At 62.7% G+C, this 16,139-nt stretch carries 19 protein-coding genes; 2 read left to right on the forward strand and 17 right to left on the reverse strand.

Going from position 1 to position 16,139, the window contains the following annotated elements; all coding sequences use genetic code 11:
• From pheS to infC, 7 genes are all read right to left on the reverse strand, one after another.
• Positions 1 to 1,056, reverse strand: a complete 1,056-nt coding sequence (gene pheS / locus Q4G32_RS08095; RefSeq protein WP_303350712.1) for a phenylalanine--tRNA ligase subunit alpha — start codon at positions 1,054 to 1,056, stop codon at positions 1 to 3.
• Between the two features lie 279 nt (positions 1,057 to 1,335).
• Positions 1,336 to 2,322 (reverse strand): endonuclease domain-containing protein, encoded by a 987-nt coding sequence (locus Q4G32_RS08100; protein WP_303350604.1) that lies wholly within the window; start codon positions 2,320 to 2,322, stop codon positions 1,336 to 1,338.
• A 229-nt stretch (positions 2,323 to 2,551) separates the two neighbouring features.
• Positions 2,552 to 3,040 (reverse strand): (deoxy)nucleoside triphosphate pyrophosphohydrolase, encoded by a 489-nt coding sequence (locus Q4G32_RS08105; protein WP_303350605.1) that lies wholly within the window; start codon positions 3,038 to 3,040, stop codon positions 2,552 to 2,554.
• Between the two features lie 22 nt (positions 3,041 to 3,062).
• Positions 3,063 to 4,061 carry a TrmH family RNA methyltransferase gene (locus tag Q4G32_RS08110; RefSeq protein WP_303350606.1) on the reverse strand — a complete coding sequence of 333 codons (999 nt, stop codon included), beginning with the start codon at positions 4,059 to 4,061 and terminating at the stop codon, positions 3,063 to 3,065.
• A 24-nt stretch (positions 4,062 to 4,085) separates the two neighbouring features.
• Positions 4,086 to 4,472, reverse strand: a complete 387-nt coding sequence (gene rplT, locus Q4G32_RS08115) for a 50S ribosomal protein L20 (RefSeq protein ID WP_303350607.1) — start codon at positions 4,470 to 4,472, stop codon at positions 4,086 to 4,088.
• Positions 4,473 to 4,576: 104 nt separating this feature from the next.
• The gene (rpmI, locus tag Q4G32_RS08120; RefSeq protein ID WP_047692783.1) at positions 4,577 to 4,771 is read right to left on the reverse strand and encodes a 50S ribosomal protein L35; all 195 of its coding nucleotides are present in this window, start codon (positions 4,769 to 4,771) and stop codon (positions 4,577 to 4,579) included.
• A gap of 148 nt (positions 4,772 to 4,919) precedes the next feature.
• On the reverse strand, positions 4,920 to 6,140 hold the full coding sequence (infC, locus tag Q4G32_RS08125) for a translation initiation factor IF-3 (protein WP_303350713.1): 1,221 nt from the start codon (positions 6,138 to 6,140) through the stop codon (positions 4,920 to 4,922).
• Between the two features lie 388 nt (positions 6,141 to 6,528).
• Here infC and Q4G32_RS08130 point away from each other — a divergent pair, with 388 nt between their 5' ends.
• Complete coding sequence (locus tag Q4G32_RS08130; RefSeq protein ID WP_368660377.1) at positions 6,529 to 6,993, forward strand: DUF1844 domain-containing protein; 465 nt, start codon at positions 6,529 to 6,531, stop codon at positions 6,991 to 6,993.
• Positions 6,994 to 7,098: 105 nt separating this feature from the next.
• Here Q4G32_RS08130 and Q4G32_RS08135 read toward each other — a convergent pair whose 3' ends face one another.
• The 7 genes from Q4G32_RS08135 to Q4G32_RS08165 form a co-directional block, all read right to left on the reverse strand.
• On the reverse strand, positions 7,099 to 7,995 hold the full coding sequence (locus Q4G32_RS08135) for an SseB family protein (protein ID WP_303350608.1): 897 nt from the start codon (positions 7,993 to 7,995) through the stop codon (positions 7,099 to 7,101).
• Positions 7,995 to 8,801 (reverse strand): bifunctional 1-(5-phosphoribosyl)-5-((5-phosphoribosylamino)methylideneamino)imidazole-4-carboxamide isomerase/phosphoribosylanthranilate isomerase PriA, encoded by an 807-nt coding sequence (gene priA / locus Q4G32_RS08140; RefSeq protein WP_303350609.1) that lies wholly within the window; start codon positions 8,799 to 8,801, stop codon positions 7,995 to 7,997. Before priA ends, Q4G32_RS08135 begins: the two co-directional genes overlap by 1 nt.
• Before the next feature lie 180 nt (positions 8,802 to 8,981).
• Positions 8,982 to 9,149 carry a hypothetical protein gene (locus Q4G32_RS08145; protein WP_303350610.1) on the reverse strand — a complete coding sequence of 56 codons (168 nt, stop codon included), beginning with the start codon at positions 9,147 to 9,149 and terminating at the stop codon, positions 8,982 to 8,984.
• Entirely contained in the window at positions 9,146 to 9,991 is an 846-nt protein-coding gene (gene hisH, locus Q4G32_RS08150) for an imidazole glycerol phosphate synthase subunit HisH (protein ID WP_303350611.1), read from the reverse strand. The genes Q4G32_RS08145 and hisH overlap by 4 nt, the downstream gene beginning before the upstream one ends.
• Positions 9,991 to 10,626: an imidazoleglycerol-phosphate dehydratase HisB gene (gene hisB, locus Q4G32_RS08155; protein ID WP_303350612.1), complete on the reverse strand. Its 636-nt coding sequence runs from the start codon at positions 10,624 to 10,626 to the stop codon at positions 9,991 to 9,993. The genes hisH and hisB overlap by 1 nt, the downstream gene beginning before the upstream one ends.
• A gap of 163 nt (positions 10,627 to 10,789) precedes the next feature.
• Positions 10,790 to 11,905, reverse strand: a complete 1,116-nt coding sequence (locus Q4G32_RS08160; RefSeq protein WP_303350613.1) for a histidinol-phosphate transaminase — start codon at positions 11,903 to 11,905, stop codon at positions 10,790 to 10,792.
• A 109-nt stretch (positions 11,906 to 12,014) separates the two neighbouring features.
• Positions 12,015 to 12,530 (reverse strand): LysM peptidoglycan-binding domain-containing protein, encoded by a 516-nt coding sequence (locus tag Q4G32_RS08165; RefSeq protein WP_303350614.1) that lies wholly within the window; start codon positions 12,528 to 12,530, stop codon positions 12,015 to 12,017.
• A gap of 316 nt (positions 12,531 to 12,846) precedes the next feature.
• Here Q4G32_RS08165 and lexA point away from each other — a divergent pair, with 316 nt between their 5' ends.
• Complete coding sequence (gene lexA, locus Q4G32_RS08170; RefSeq protein WP_303350615.1) at positions 12,847 to 13,671, forward strand: transcriptional repressor LexA; 825 nt, start codon at positions 12,847 to 12,849, stop codon at positions 13,669 to 13,671.
• 23 nt (positions 13,672 to 13,694) lie between these two features.
• Here lexA and Q4G32_RS08175 read toward each other — a convergent pair whose 3' ends face one another.
• The 3 genes from Q4G32_RS08175 to Q4G32_RS08185 all read right to left on the reverse strand — a co-directional run bounded on the left by Q4G32_RS08175 (position 13,695) and on the right by Q4G32_RS08185 (position 16,040).
• Positions 13,695 to 14,486 (reverse strand): carboxymuconolactone decarboxylase family protein, encoded by a 792-nt coding sequence (locus tag Q4G32_RS08175; RefSeq protein ID WP_303350616.1) that lies wholly within the window; start codon positions 14,484 to 14,486, stop codon positions 13,695 to 13,697.
• Positions 14,483 to 14,911 carry a (R)-mandelonitrile lyase gene (locus tag Q4G32_RS08180; RefSeq protein WP_303350617.1) on the reverse strand — a complete coding sequence of 143 codons (429 nt, stop codon included), beginning with the start codon at positions 14,909 to 14,911 and terminating at the stop codon, positions 14,483 to 14,485. The genes Q4G32_RS08175 and Q4G32_RS08180 overlap by 4 nt, the downstream gene beginning before the upstream one ends.
• Before the next feature lie 106 nt (positions 14,912 to 15,017).
• Positions 15,018 to 16,040 carry a zinc-dependent alcohol dehydrogenase family protein gene (locus Q4G32_RS08185; protein WP_303350618.1) on the reverse strand — a complete coding sequence of 341 codons (1,023 nt, stop codon included), beginning with the start codon at positions 16,038 to 16,040 and terminating at the stop codon, positions 15,018 to 15,020.
• Positions 16,041 to 16,139: the final 99 nt, after the last annotated feature.

A 16,139-nucleotide genomic window follows, 5' to 3' on the forward strand; every position in this document is an offset into this window, starting at 1 on the left:
TCAGACCTCCATCCCAAAGTGCTGTGTGAAGCGAATATCGCCTTCAACCATGTCGTGCATGTCCGGCACGTTGTTGCGGAACATCAACGTGCGATCAATTCCCATACCGAAGGCAAATCCCGAATAGACATCAGGGTCCACACCGGCCGAGCGCAGGACGTTGGGGTGGACCATCCCGCAGCCTCCCCACTCGATCCAACGGTGGCCACCCTTGGCATTCGGGTGCCACACGTCCATTTCGGCAGACGGCTCGGTGAACGGGAAAAAGTTGGGCCGCAGGCGAATCTTGGCTTCAGCGCCGAGCATCTGCCGGGCAAAATGCTCCAGCGTGCCCTTCAGATCTGCCATGGACAGCCCCTTGTCCACCGCCAAACCCTCAATCTGGTGGAACACGGGGGTGTGCGTGGCATCCAGTTCATCCGTGCGGAACACCCGCCCGGGTGCCACCACGTACAGGGGCAGCTCGCGGGTCAACAGCGAGCGCATTTGGACCGGTGACGTATGAGTGCGCAGCACCAAATGCGATTCCAGCGGATCCACAAAGAAGGTGTCCACCAGCTGTCGTGCGGGGTGATCGGGCTTGAAGTTCAGGGAATCAAAGTTGTACCACTCGGATTCAATCTCCGGGCCTTCGGCAACCTCCCAGCCCATGCCCACAAAGATGTCGGCGGACCGCTCCATGAGCGTGCTGATGGGGTGGCGTCCGCCGATCCTCCGGCGACGCCCCGCCGACGTGACGTCCACGGCCTCTTCCACCAGAATGCGCTCGGCGTGCTCGGCTTCCAGCACTTCCTGGCGCGCAGCGATGGCTTTGTTGACCCGGCCACGGGCTTGCCCCATGAGCTTGCCGGCCACGGCCTTCTGGTCCTTGGGCAGCTTGCCGATCTTGCGGTTGCCCAGCGCCAGCGGAGACTTCTCCCCGGTGTGCGCCAACCGGACACCCTTCAGCTGGTCCAAGTCGGCAGCTGCCTCAATCGCAGCCAGCGCAGTTTCCACGGCGGTGGTCACTGCGGCCTCATCCGTGGGCTCGACCGCCAGGTCCGGTTGACCATCCATCACGGGGTCGGTTTGCGGCGCAATACCTTGCTGCTCCCCCGGCGTCGTTTCTGGTGTGCTCTGGGACATGCGGCGTGTAGACCTCTGCTCTCGTCTGACCTGGCCCCGCAACCGCCCCGAACGACGTCGTGGTGATAACGGGCGGCGCCCAGTCTAGCGAGTTCTCACCGGCCACCGCTCATCTGCGACGCCCTGGTGACTGCCCTCCATCCGCCGAGGTCACCGGTTGTTGTTGAGACCACCGGCTACAGGCGGTGTTCTCAACAACAACCGGTGCTCTCAGTGACGGACCGCCAGTGCCTCTTGCACCAGGTCGATCAGCGCCTGCGGATTGCGGGTGAGCATGGCCCAATTCACGCGAATCACGCGCCACCCCGCGTTGGTCAGAGCCTTTTCACGACGACGCTCGGCCTGGATCACCTGGGATGGATCACCAAAGCGGCCGGAATACTTGATGTCCCCATCAAACTCCAAGATCAGCTTTTCCTCCGCCCACGCAAAATCAACACGGAACGTCTCCCCCTGAGCTGTGACCTGATATTGCGGCACAAATCCTGAGAGGTTGTTCTGCACCAGGATTAGCCGCGTGAGCGTTTCTGCCACGGACTCGCTGCTGCCATCCGCCAAGGCGAACACCTGCCGAGCTCGCCGAACACCACGTCGAGTGGTTGCCTGTTCCAGCTGTGCCATGAGCAAATCGGGACCATGGTGTCCCTGAGTGCGGCGCAGATAACCGTCCACAACCACCAGCGCCTCACGCAGCGGCAACTCACGGGCACAGTCCACCGCGGTGCGGGTGAGTGAGGTGAGCTGATAGCCGTCAAAGGCGGTCACTTCAGGTTCTCTGAGCGGCCAGGCTTTGCCGTCCACCGGGCGACCGGAACGCCGTGTCCCACCCAGCGCGCCGGTAATGACCATTGGACGCCGCGGAACCACCAACAGCGGAAGGTGCCACAGCAGCGCTGCCGATCCGGCACAGAAGGTGGGATCGTGAGGCATGGTGCGGATGACGGCATAGTGCAACGCCAGGGCTCGGCCCCACGGTGGAAGTTCATCCCACAGCGTTTTGTCCAGCCAAGCACCCCGAGCCACCCGGACCAGCCCCGTGCCGGGGTCATGACCATTGCTGTTCGCACGCGGTTCCCGTGCGGTACGCGCGCGAACCTCCGCCGTCGTCATGATGGATTCAGGCTGAAGCCTTTGTTCCCACGCACTGGTCTGTGCGCTGGACCGGCTGGTTGGCTGGGTGTGGATGTGGCGTGTCATGAGGTGAGCATCCACTGTCAGGATTGAGCCGCGCTGACGGTCAGGGTCAAAATGTGGATAATCACGCGCCGGTCCAGAATTCCGCATACCCCGGGGAGGTGGCAACGCGCGCCAAGGTGCCCTACGCCGTCGTCGCCCCGCCTGCCGGGAAGCGAGAGCACCGGTTGTTGTTGAGACCACCGGCTTTAGGGGGTGTTCTCAACAACAACCGGTGCTCTCACGCGCGAGGTTAGCTCAGCTGCGCGAGGAGGGCTTCCACGATCGGGCGGTCAGCCGGTATCCATTCGAGTTCGCGGGCGGCAGCACCGTGATCGTCCAGGGGGATCCAGCGCAACTCCAGGTGGTCGGCGCCGTCGTACTGCGGCCCGAGCATGAGATCACCGTCCACCACGGTGGCGGTCCACACACGCATGGCGGATGAGCTCTTCAGCGGCCACCCTTGCGCATGAGGCCCCGGGATTTCATGGTGAACCTGCAAGTCAACATCGAGCTCTTCGGAGCATTCACGGATCAGCGCGGCCTCACAGGAAGCGTCATCCGGGTCCGCTTTGCCTCCCGGGAACTCCCACATACCGCGCAGAGTTTCCGGGTAGGCCCGCTGCGCGGCCAAAAACTTGGTGGGATGCTCGGCGTCATCCAGGACGGCGGCGCCCACAACTTGGGTACGGAACACGTGGTCCTGCGGGTATGGCTCGGAACTGTCACTTTCGGCGGTCACCCACCCAGAATAACCAAAACTGTCAGCCATGGCCTGTTGACGACGACGTCGCACTCCCCCTGCGCTGGACCCTTGCCGAGGCATACAGACACAGGGTGGCTGCGGTACCCACGTTCAAAGACTCAGCCTGCCCGTACAGAGGCACTGCAATGCGGAACGCCGCCGCCTGTTTCTCCTGCGCGGAGAGCCCCTGGGATTCATTGCCCAGGAGCCACACAGTTGGTGCTGCAAGATCGCAATCCACCTCTGCGCCGACTACGGCGGCATCTTGCAGCTCATCCAGGTTCAAGGCCGCGTAGCCGTCAGCGGCCAGGATTTGGTGGCCCTCCGCAGTGGCAGTCTCCACCAGATCCGTGAACTCCAGATTTGGTAACACCGGAAGGTGAAACAGCGAGCCCGCTGTGGAACGCACGGTCTTGGGGTTGTAGAGATCAACCGAACCGGAGGTCAGGACCACGGCATCAGCACCGGCCGCATCCGCAGCACGAATGATGGTCCCCGCGTTTCCGGGATCCTGCACTCGGCACAGGGCCGGAACCAGAGCAGCTGATGGGCTCAGTACATCGGAAAGACTCAGTGTTGGAATCTTGCACACTGCCACAGCGCCCTGCGGAGTCTGGGCATCCGCGATCACCGCCAGAACTTCCTCCGTGACCAACCGGATGAACACACGGTGGTTGCCCGCACCGTCCAGAACCTCCGTCACCAACTGGGCGATGTCCGGGTGACGCTCCAAGCAGGTTTCAGTCACGTAGAGCGCATCCAGGCTGGGGAGCAGCGCGGAGGGGTGGGGCGGCGTCGTCGTTGTTCGGTCTGTGTCAGGGGCAGGGTCAAGAGCAAGGGCAGGGGAGCCCGAACGCACGTGCGCGACCAGGGCTTCCCTGACGTTCTGCGGCCCTTCGGCCAGGAACAAACCTTGCTTGGAACGTGCAGAACGCCTCGCCAAACCCGCGACCGTCCGGACCCGATCAGCTCGGGGATTGGACAGCAAGGATTCGGCGAGGCGTTCTGGGATGCTCACGTTGGTGCGCGTCTGATCCGAAAATCAGGCAGCTTCGCGCGGGGCGGAGGTGTCGGCGGGTAGCGCGTTCTTGGCCACCTCGACCAGTGCCACAAAGGCGGCGTTGTCGTTGACGGCCAACTCGGCCAGCATGCGACGGTCAACCTCAACCTCGGCCAGCTTCAGGCCCTGGATGAAGCGGTTGTAGGTCAGGCCCTCAGCGCGAGCAGCAGCGTTGATGCGCTGGATCCACAGGCGACGGAAGTCACCCTTGCGGGCGCGGCGGTGGTCGTAGTTGTAAACGTACGAGTGGATGACCTGTTCCTTGGCCTTGCGGTACAGGCGTGAACGCTGTCCGCGGTAGCCGGAGGCGGCTTCCAGAGTGGTCCGACGCTTCTTGTGGGCGTTTACCGCCCGCTTCACACGTGCCACGTGTGTACTCCTTACGGTTCTGTCCCCGGGGGAATCGGGTGACGGCTTACAAGTTTGTGGGGTGCAGGCGCCAATGGCCTGCGGAAAAGCTCAGTGAGCCGGGGTCACTTGCCCAGCATCTTCTTGACAACCTTGGCCTCACCGGGGGTGACAATCTTGTCACCGGCCAGGCGGCGGGTCAGTCGAGAGGACTTGTGCTCCAGGTAGTGGCGGCGGTTGGCCTGCTGACGCTTGACCTTGCCCGAACCCGTGATCTTGAAGCGCTTTTTGGCACCCGAGTGGGTCTTCATCTTCGGCATGTCGGCCGTCTCCTTGTTCTCTCACCGCATCTGCGGTGCGTCACCGATTCGGTGACCTGGTCTGGGCTGTGCTGCACGGGGTGGGCGCAGCACAGCGTTGTGGTGCTCGATCCGCTGCCCGCAGTCAAAGGGCAGCAGTGAGTCTGGTTCAGCCTTGGCTCGGCCCCGGTTTGGGAGCGGGCTTGGGCGTTGCACCGGGCTTCGGTGCGGGCTTGGCGGCTGCTCCCGGCTTGGGTGCAGTTCCGGGCTTGGGGGCCGCAGCGGGTGCGGCCGGGCGTGCTGCAGGACGTGGTCCAGCAGCACCTGCGGGACGGGGCGCAGCGGTACGCGGAGCCGACGACGACGCCGGACGCGGTCCACCTGAGCGCGCCGGTGCACCGGTACGCGGGCCAGAAGATGCCGGTCGGCCACCTTCCGGACGTCCGGCACCAGCTGGGCGACCTGCCGGACGCCCTCCACGATCGGATGCCCCACGCTCCGGACGGTCTCCCCGTTCGGGGCGCTCACCACGGTCGGCTCCACGGGAGCCACCACGTTCGGCGGGGCGGCCGCGGCCACCACCGGCACGTTCACGGCGTTCTTCCTTGGGTGCCATGACCGGGGGCTGGTCCTCGGAGACCTTGAGGGGCGGAGCACCTTCCGGAACCTCGAACTTCTGCTCTGCCATTTTGCGCAGCTCTTCGGGGATGGCTTCCCCAATGCTGTTGCCGCCCACGGGCAGAGCGGATTCGGTGTCGATCATCCCGGCTGCGCGAGCTTCACGCTCACGGTCGCGGCGCGATGACTTGGTCTTCTGCGGAAGACGGTCTTCGGTGACGTCGTTTTCCTTGGCGCGGCGTGCAGCGGCACGAGCCTCGGACTTGTTCTTGAGCGGGCCCAAGACCATGACCATGTTGCGGCCGTCCTGGCGGGGGCTGGACTCCACCTGACCGAACTCGCCCAGGTCCTCAGCCAGCTTCTGCAGCAGGCGCACACCCATTTCCGGGCGGGACTGCTCGCGGCCGCGGAACTGGATCATGGCCTTGACCTTGTCGCCGTCGCTGAGGAAGCGGCGGGCATGGCCAACCTTGGTGTCGTAATCGTGGTCATCAATCTTCAGACGGAAACGAACCTCTTTGAGGTTGGTGTTCGTCTGGTTCTTGCGGGACTCACGGGCCTTGACGGCAGCCTCGTACTTGTACTTGCCGAAGTCCATGAGCTTGGCCACAGGCGGCTTAGCGTTGGGAGCCACCTCGACCAGATCCAGGTCCGATTCGCGGGCAAGTCGCATGGCATCCTCAACTCGGACAATGCCAACCTGCTCGCCACCGGGGCCCACAAGACGGACCTCGGGGACACGGATTCTGTCGTTAATGCGTGGATCGCTGATGCTTGACTCCTGATCTAGAGCCGGGTTCCACCCCGGCTACATGGTGCTCTTTGAGTGCTTGTGGCAACAAAAAACCTCCGCTGCCACATGGGGCAAGCGGAGGTGATGTGATCGTTTCTACTCGGAACAATGTTGCTCCCACCGCATTGACATGCAGTGACGGCCCAATCCTGAACCGTGGCGGACGATCACCGTCTCTGACCCGGAGACCGTCCCAGCTGATCCCTCAGCGTGGCGTCAACGCGGGTGGGAGTTACCTCCACTTGCGCACTGTCCACCAGTATACACGTGAACCGCGATCTGGAAGCGTCTCGTGGCGCGATTCACGTTCTTGATGCGCGTCAGACGCGGTCCCACACCTGCAGCAGCACCGCATAGGCTTGGGGCCATGACTTCCGAGAACACATTTCGCTTTGGGGCAGCTGATTCCGACGACGACATGACCCACCCCGCCGGAGAAAACACCTCCACCGTTGGGGGCTCTAGCCCCTCGGGGCTGGATGCCGACACCAAGGCGGCCGTTGACGAGCAGATGCGTGACATTGCAGAGGTTCCCGCCATCGAGGTCATCACCACCTCCGCTGTGCACCTGATGTCAGCGGCGGCCGTGAAATGTGGCCTGGCGGAGGGACCGGATGCTGCGGAGTTGAAGGACTTGGATGAGGCCCGGAAGCTGATCACAGCGTTGGCTGGATTTGTGACTGCTGCAGCCCCGGAAATTGGCTCACAGCACGCAGCCCCTCTGCGCGATGGACTGCGGACCTTGCAGCTGGCCTTCCGTGAAGCCTCACCGTTCCCGGACCAACCCGGTCAGGGCCCCGGCGAAAAGTTCACCGGCCCGGTCTACGCCTGAGCACCGGAGGCTCACCATCTAAAACACGCTGTAGGCCACTGCGGCCACCACATGAGCCCAAGCACCCGAAAAGTGGCTCACAGCGTGTCTCCAACGGCTCAGAGGTCAGATCCGGGCGGTTTCCAAAGAAATCTCCAGGGAGTCAACCTTCTCAGCCACAACGCGTTCCGTGGCCAACCGGTTTTGGAACGCGGCCACCACGTGGTTGAGGCGTTCCCGGTTCATCCCCGGCAGCAGTTGAAGCACCACCGTGAGTTCGGGGCCTGATCCCCCACCACGCAAAGCACCTGCAAACTCACCTACCGCCACGGCCTGCGAGTCTGAACGCACAGCATCCACACCGCGCCCGGGGCGCACATAGGCTCCCGCCACACCATCCAAACCCAACGCAGATTGCAGCACAGCCTGCGAAACCTCACCAGAGGTATACGACGGCGCCCATCCCTCCCCCTTGGCCACAGCCCACAGAGCTGGACGGCGAACCACAAACGGTGCATCAGAACCAGGGTTGAGCACCAACAACTCGGTGCCGTCCTTGACGGCGGCAATCGCAATTTTTCGCACCTGGGCTGCCACGGGCCGGGCAGAGGCGTGCCACTGGGTGATCAGACGGTCAGAGGTGAACACCGGTTGCGCCTTCCGACCGTCAGCGGCCTGCAGGGTCACCAGCGACATGTCCGCTTCTTTGTCCGCCACCAAGCCGTCCTCAGTGATCTCCGAGTGGCTGACCTCAGCCATCACAGGAACGAACAACCGGGTGTCAGCCAGTGCTGCCACCACATCCGTTTCCGCGACGGATCCGGATTGCCACTCAACCAGGGTTCGCGCCAGGGCCGCGTCAGCGGCGCCGTCGTCGTCAACGAACTGGTGATGGTGACCGTGGGCCAGGTCGCGGCCGGCCCACGGCTGACCGCCGGTGTCCGTTTCACCGCCGGCACTGCGCAGCTGGGCGGCGATGTGTGGGGGCAGCGGCCGTGATCCCGGTGCAGCGGGGTCAGACATCAGGAACCCGGGCGGCCAGCGACGTCGAGCGCCTGCTCCAGCGTGAAGCGGCCAGCGTAGAGGGCTTTGCCCATGATCGCGCCCTCCACACCGGCGCCCACCAGCTGACGCAGCGCGGCAATGTCCTCCAGCGTTGCGATGCCTCCGGAGGCCACCACGGGCTTATGGGTGCGCTCGGCCACCTGCTGCAGCAACTCCACGTTGGGGCCCTTCAGGGTGCCGTCCTTGGTGACGTCCGTGACCACATAGCGTGAGCAGCCGTCCGCCTCCAAGCGGTCCAGCACTTCCCAGAGATCGCCGCCCTCCTTGGTCCAGCCGCGGGCAGCCAGCGTGGTGCCGCGAACATCCAGGCCCACGGCGATCTTCTCCCCGTACTGGCTGATCACCTTGCGGGTCCACTCCGGGTTTTCCAAAGCGGCGGTGCCCAAGTTCACCCGGGCCGGGTTCAGGGACAGTGCGCGCTCCAGGGATTCGTCGTCCCGGATGCCGCCGGACATCTCCACTTTCAATTCCAGGGACTGGGCCACCCGGGTCAGCACCTCAATGTTGTCCCCGGTGCCGAAAGCGGCGTCCAGATCCACCAGATGCAGCCATTCAGCACCGGCGTTCTGCCAGGCCAAAGCTGCCTCCAAGGGATCCCCGTACCCGGTTTCCGAACCCGACTCCCCCTGAACCAGACGCACGGCCTGCCCATCCCGGACATCGACGGCGGGCAGCAGTTCCAGGGGCGGCAGCCCTTGGCCTTGGGCAGCCAAATCTGCCACGTGCTGCTCAGAGTTGTGGGCTTCTGCGATGTTCTCAGACATGGGTTCCTTTTGCGGTTGGGACGTTGAAGAGGACGGGGACGTTGGAATGGTGCGTTCGGTTGTATGGCAAGGATTCCATGGGCGGAGCATCCCGGCGCGACGCCGGATCGCTCACGGTGCCGATTCCCTTGCGGTGCTGGTTCCCTTACGGTGCGGGATCGTTTGCGGAACCGGGAGTGCTCAGGAGTTGAGACCCACGATCCACGACCACGCACCGTAAAGGATCAGCGCACCGGAGGCCACCGCCAACAGGCCCACCACCCAGGTGGGAAACCCCTGTTGGCGGAAGGAAATCACGCCTCCGGCCAAAAATGCACCCAGGACTAGCAGGATCACGGACCAGGTCATGCCGTGGCCTGCTCTCCGTGGGCCTGGGGGGTCTGCTCACCGGCACGTTCCGCGGAAGGCGCCGGCAGAGCGTCGTCGCCATGGAGGCTGGTCAGTAGCGGGTCAAGGCGACCGGTGACGGGCAGCGTGCTGATCCAGTTGCGCAGCAACTGCAGACCCACTTCCCCAGATTTTTCCGGGTGAAACTGTGTGGCGGACAGCGGCCCGTTCTCCACAGCGGCAATGAACTTACTACCGTGCTCGGCCCACGTCACAGCGGGGGGAACCATGTGTTCACTTCCCACCGGAAAGTCCCAGTCCTGGACGCCGTAGGAGTGCACAAAGTAGAAACGTTCATTTTCAATGCCCTGGAACAGAACGGTCTCCTGCGGCGGCTCCACCGTGTTCCATCCCATGTGGGGCACCACAGGTGCCTCCAGACGCTCGACCACTCCGGGCCACTGCCCCAGCCCTTCGGTACGCTCACCGTGCTCCACACCGTACTCAAAGAGCACCTGCAGACCCACGCAAATCCCCAGAACCGGGCGGCCACCCATGAGACGACGCTCGATCAGCGCCACCGCGCCCGCCTGCTTGAGGCCATCCACAACGGCCTTGAAAGCACCCACACCGGGCACCACAAGGCCGTCGGCATCCAGCGCAGCTTGCTTGTTGTTGGTCAGCAGCACCCGAGCTCCGGCAGCCTCCAGAGCACGAACCGCCGAGCGAACATTGCCGGCGCCATAGTCCAGAACGACGACGACCGGGCTCACCTCACCGGACTGATGCACAGGCTCGCCCACGGTCTCCGGGGCAGGAATGGTTTTGCCTTCCGGGGTGACTCCTTCTTCCGGTGAACGCATCACAGGGCTCCCTTGGTGGATGGAATTCCGGTCACGCGCGGATCAGGTTCCACGGCCGAGCGCAAAGCCCGCGCCAAGGCTTTGAATTGTGCTTCCGCAATATGGTGCGCGTCCCGTCCACGGATCAGTTCCATGTGGAGGCAGATCTCGGCGTGAAAGCTCAGGGACTCAAAAACGTGTTGGACCATGGACCCCGTGAAGTGTCCACCGATCAGGTGGTACTGCTGCCCTTCCGGCTCACCCACGTGAACGCAGTAAGGCCGCCCGGAAACATCAACCACCGCATGTGCCAGGGCCTCATCCAGAGGAATGGAAGCCTCTCCGAACCGGCGGATGCCACGCTTGTCCCCCAGGGCTTGTTTGATGGCCTCACCAATCACAATGGCGGTGTCCTCCACCACGTGGTGAACGTCAATGTGAGTGTCCCCGGTGGCCTGCACCGTCAGGTCGATCAGGGAGTGTTTGGAGAGCGCTGTCAGCATGTGGTCATAAAACGGCACGGTGGTGGAGATGTTGTTCTCCCCCGTTCCATCAAGGTTGAGTTCCACCACAATCTGGGATTCGCTGGTGGCACGCTCAACTCTGGCGCGCCGCCCAGCTGGATCGGTCTGCGGGGGCTGATTGGGGTTATTCATGGTTTCTCCGGAGTGGGGCTGGGTGGCGGTGCGCCTGGCTGTGGCCACGCTGGGTCGTGGTGAAGCTGGACTGTGGTGAAGCTGCTGCCGTGGCGAGATTAGGTGATGGCAAGGTCAGGCGGTGGTGAGCCGGACAGATTGGGGTTGTGACGCAACGCAGTACTCACGCACTGGCGCTGAGGTGGGACTCCACGCCTTCCAGAAAGGCAGTGGTCTCTTCCTCAGTGCCGGCCGTGACACGCAGGTGGCCTTGAATTCCAACATCTCGGATCAAGATTCCACGGCTCAGCAGTTCTTGCCACAACGCTGGGGCATCAAAGTCACCACCAAAGAACACAAAGTTGGAATCAGATTCAGATGGGCTCAACCCCATTCGCTTGAGTTCATCCACTATTCGATCCCGCTGCATCTTGATGTCCTCAACATCGGCCAACAGCGTGGTCCGATTGCGCAGCGCTGCCAGCGCAGTTGCCTGGGACACTGCAGACAAGTGGTAGGGCAACCGGACCAGTCGAATGGCATCTGAGATTTCCGGGGCAGCGGCAAAATATCCGATCCGAGCTCCAGCCAGCGCAAATGCTTTGGACATGGTGCGGGTGACCACCAAGCGAGAGCGCCCAGGCAGCATGGTCAAAGCGGTGGCAGCCGGATTACGGGAAAACTCCGCGTAGGCCTCGTCCACAATCACAATCGTGTTGGAGTCGGCGCCTGCTTGATACACGGCCTCCACCACATCGTCTTCCAACGCGGTGCCCGTGGGGTTGTTCGGCGAGCACAGAATCACAATGGACGGGCGATGTTCGGCAACCTGCGCTGCTGCCGATTCAGCGCTGAGGGTGAAGTCAGCGGCCCGCTGCCCCGCGATGAACTCCGTATTGGTACCTGCGGACAGGATGGGGTACATGGAATAGGTGGGCACAAAGGACAATACGCTGCGCCCGGGACCACCGAAGGCTTGCATGATCTGCTGAAGGATCTCATTGGACCCGTTGGCTGCCCACACGTTGTCCGTGTGCAAGCCGTGCCCCAAATAGGCGGCGAGTTCCTGGCGCAACTCGGTGAATTCACGGTCCGGGTATCGGTTCAGGCCCAGCGCAGCTTTGGAGACTTCTTCCACAATGGCACGCTGCACATCCGCCGGCACAGGATGGGTGTTTTCATTGGTGTTGAGAGTGACCGGAACTTCCAGCTGGGGCGCACCGTAAGGGCTCTTGCCCCGTAGATCATCGCGCAGCGGGAGGGCGTTGAGGAGGTCGGTACGTTCAGCACTGTCAGTCACCCCACCAGTCTACGAGCCAGAGCCGCCGCCCGCAGGTCGAGCGTCAGGCATCAGGCGACAGGCGTCAGGCGTCAGGCGTCACACCATCTCACTCGGCAGGCTCAGTTGCTCACTTGGCAGGGACCAGAAGCTGCTGCCCCGCCGCGACCGACTGGCTGCGCAGATCATTGAGTTCCATGATTTCCGCAATGACCACGCGGGTGTCACGGTCAGCGTCCGCAGTCCGGGCCACCTCCCACAGGCTCTCACCGGAAGCGACGGTGACCACTTCAGTCCCCGGACCCTGCACCGGTTCCGTGCTGGCTGTCACCGTGGCGGGAGCAACCAAGATCAGCAGAGCCATTGCCACCGCAGCCGTGGCCAGCATGACGGGCAGACCCACGAACAGGAGCCGACCACGCCGGGTCAAGTGCACACTCTGCTTGCTCTGTGCCTTCTGCTTGGCCTCTGCCTTCTGCAGGGTCTTCTGCACGCCAGCGCTTTGCGCACCAGCACGCTGCAATGCAGGTACCGCAGCGACCACTTCAGCACCGAAGGCACGGCAGCCCGAACGTACACCGCGCAGCAGCGGCGCCGAGGGGGCTGACCGATGGGTAATACGTGGCAACAAGCTGATGGCTGACATTGGAATGCACTCCTTCTTGCAGGCCGTCTGACACCTTCACGGTGTTGGACCTGCCTTCCTGGGGCTCGAACAGGTGTTCGATTCCGTTGGGAACATTTCTAGCACGTGTGTACGAATGATGTCGACACGCGTTAGAACATTTGTTTGGTTACGCCCATCACCTCCCCTATGCTGGAGGGAGCTGATCAGCTGATTCACAAGCCGATCAATCGCAGGACGTGGTCTCCAACGTCATCGGCTTGTTCCTCTGGAACCAGTCAACAGAGGGGGTCAGACAACACAAGGATTTGAACCTCGGGCAGGGTGAAGGACGGTCATGGCACGCAAGGAATCCACCCCAACCAATCTTCACGGGGAGCATCACGCAGAACCCCAAAAGCCCTTGTCCGCGCGCCAGCAGAAGATCCTTGAGGTCATCCAGTCCTCCATTGCGGAGCACGGCTACCCACCGTCCATGCGGGAGATCGGAGACCTGGCAGGGTTGGCTTCCCTCTCCAGCGTGACCCACCAGTTGAACCAGCTGGAGCGGTTGGGCCACATCCGCCGGGACCCCAAACGCCCGCGTGCCATGGAGGTGCTGAATCTGAAGCACACCGCAGCTGGAAAAGACTCGAACACAGCTGCGAATCAAACCCGGGCCTCCGCTGCGCGCCAAAGTCCTGGACCCCACCGTGAGAGCACTGAACGCTCCTCCACCTCCGAGGTGGTCACACCCCTGCACCCATACGCTGCGGAGGCAACACCCACGCGCGGTGTGGAGTCGAATGACATCACGCTGGTGCCGCTGGTGGGCCACATTGCGGCCGGTGTGCCCATCACCGCGGATCAGCAGGTGGAGGACACCGTGGCTCTCCCGCGGCAACTCACGGGCCAGGGCGAACTGTTCATGCTGAAAGTCCGCGGGGACTCCATGATTGATGCAGCCATCTGCGATGGCGACTGGGTTGTGGTCCGGCAGCAGAACACCGCCGACAACGGCGATATTGTGGCAGCACTGCTAGATGATGAGGCCACCGTCAAAACTTTCCGGCAACGCGATGGCCACACCTGGCTGTTGCCGCAGAACACCATGTACGAACCCATCCTGGGTGACCATGCCACGGTGATGGGGAAAGTGGTCTCCGTGCTCCGCAGCTTGTGAGCTGTTAATCGTCGGCAGCCGCTTCACCGTAGGTCGTGAAGGTAGCCACGCACCTCTCGGATGGCGTTCAGAGCCAGAGGAAGTCCCATGTAAGGGAATCCCTGAACCAGGGCAGCAAGGATTGTCTCCACCGAGTTTCCGGACCGGACCGCCCCGGCCACATGAGCCTTGAGCTGCGGATGCAACCCGGCAGCGGCGAGCGCCACCAGGATCAACAGCTCCCGGGTGGCAATGTCCAAGCCATCGCGTGTCCAAAAGTCACCGAAACAAAAGTCGGTCAGGAAATTCGGCACTGCTTGGCCATATTCGCCGGGAAGATCAGCCAGCAGATCAGCGATTTCATCACCGTAGAGCTCACTTTGGATGTGCTGGCCACGCGCATGCCGGTCAGTCTCCGTGACAGTTCCCTGCGCCGGCAACGGTAAGTGCACGCCGCGCTCGGTGAACACCTCAGAGATGGTTCCCAATGCGTTCAAGGTGCGTGGGAACCCCAGGAAGGGTGCCAACTGATAGACGGACTCTTGGAGTTGAACCGGGGTGACTCCCACCTTCAAGGCAGCTGCAGTGTGCACTTTGAGCTGTGGCAACGTCTGCAGCGTGCTGAGCACGGTCACAGTGATCAATTCCCGGGTGCGAAAATCCAGCGTGCCGGTGGCGAATACATCGCCAAAGACCACTGACCGCAAAATCTGCATGAACTCGGGATGTGGCTCAACATCCGTGGTGTTCCGGGTACCGAACAAGCGGGAGTACACCTCTTCTGAGGCAGCCACCCGGTCAAAATCCTGCTGGTGGGCAGAAGGTGTCTGATTCAACGTTGCTCCACGTCTCCCATGGCAGCGATCACGGCACGTTGGTATTCGGCGTCGTCCACGGGCTCCAACCACTGAGTGGGGTCACCCTGCCCCGTGGACTCCAGCATGGCAACGTGGGCCATGAAACGAGAGTCCAGGGCACCGTGCCAGTGCTCTTCACCCTCCGCGGCCCACACCGTGTCTCCTGGCCGAAGCACGTACACGGTGCCTTCACGATTGACCACCACTCCCAAGCCATCCGTGCAGTACAGGGTTTGGCCGAGTTCATGGCTGTGCCAATTGGTCCGGGCCCCCGGTGCGAATCGAACGTGGGCTGCCGTGAGTTTGGAGGCTCCGGGTTCCGCCACGATCCCGTTGACATAAACATCACCCGTGAAGCGATCGTGCGGGCCTTTGGCCGTGGCAGATGCAGGGTAATTGTGCATGATGACCTCCTTGAGAGTCAGTGAGAATGCTTGTGGGATCACTCGGTGCAACTGCCCGGTCTGCGCGGCCTCCCTCAGTAGAGCCTGGGCAGCGCAGACCGAGCGGTCACGGCCAGATCAAAGCCTTGATGGCTCGGCGTTCGTCCATGGCCTTGTAGCCTTCAGCGATTTCCTCCAAAGGCAGTTCAAGGTCAAAGACCTTTCCGGGGTCGATCTTGCGATCCCAGATGAGCTGGATCAGTTCCGGCAGGAAACGCCGCACAGGTGCAGGACCGCCCAGCAGGCTGACTTCCGCCCCGAACAGGGTTTCTCCGGGTAGTGAGACATCATGGGAGACACCCACAAAACCCACGTGACCGCCTGGCCTGGCCGAATGAATTGCCTGCAGCATGGATTGCTGAGTGCCCACGGCCTCCACCACGCTGTGCGCGCCGTAGCCGCCGGTCATCTCCTTGATCTTGGCCACACCGTCATCACCGCGTTCTTCCACAATGTCTGTGGCACCGAATTCACGAGCCAGCTTTTGCCGGGACTCGTGTCTGCTCATGGCAATGATCCGCTCCGCACCCAGTTGCTTGGCAGCCAAAACGGCCAACAGGCCCACGGCGCCGTCGCCAACCACCACCACGGTCTTGCCCGGCCCTGCCTGTGCTGCCACGGCGCCGAACCAGCCCGTGCCCAAAACGTCAGAAGCCGCCAGAAGAGATGGAATGAGCTCTGGATCTGGCTGGCCGGGGGTGGCCACCAGGGTGCCATCCGCCAGCGGGATGCGGACAAGTTCCGATTGTGCGCCGCCCGGGGTGGCGAATTCGCCCTGGATGCACCGAGATTGGAAACCGGACTGACAGATTTCGCAGGTGTTGTCCGAAGCCATGAAGGAGCCCACCACAAAGTCCCCCACGGACACGTTGCGGACGTCGGCACCTACCTGTTCCACCACACCCACGTATTCGTGGCCCATGGGACGTGGGTCCGCGATCTCATCAATCCCCCGCCAAGGCCACATGTCCGAACCGCACACGCAAGCAGCGGTGACCCGAATGATGGCATCGGTGGGCTTTTGGATCACGGGATCCTCCCGGTCCTCAACCCGGACGTCTCCAGAGCCGTAAATGATGGTTCCGCGCATGACACTTCTCCTGGGGATGTGGTCCTTGGTTCCGGTCAGAAACCCTGTACTTCTTCCACCCTAGTCCCGCTCATGACTCTTGAGGAGGGACGGATGCAC

It is taken from the genome of Kocuria sp., from assembly GCF_030538595.1.
In the GTDB taxonomy this organism is placed as follows: domain Bacteria; phylum Actinomycetota; class Actinomycetes; order Actinomycetales; family Micrococcaceae; genus Kocuria.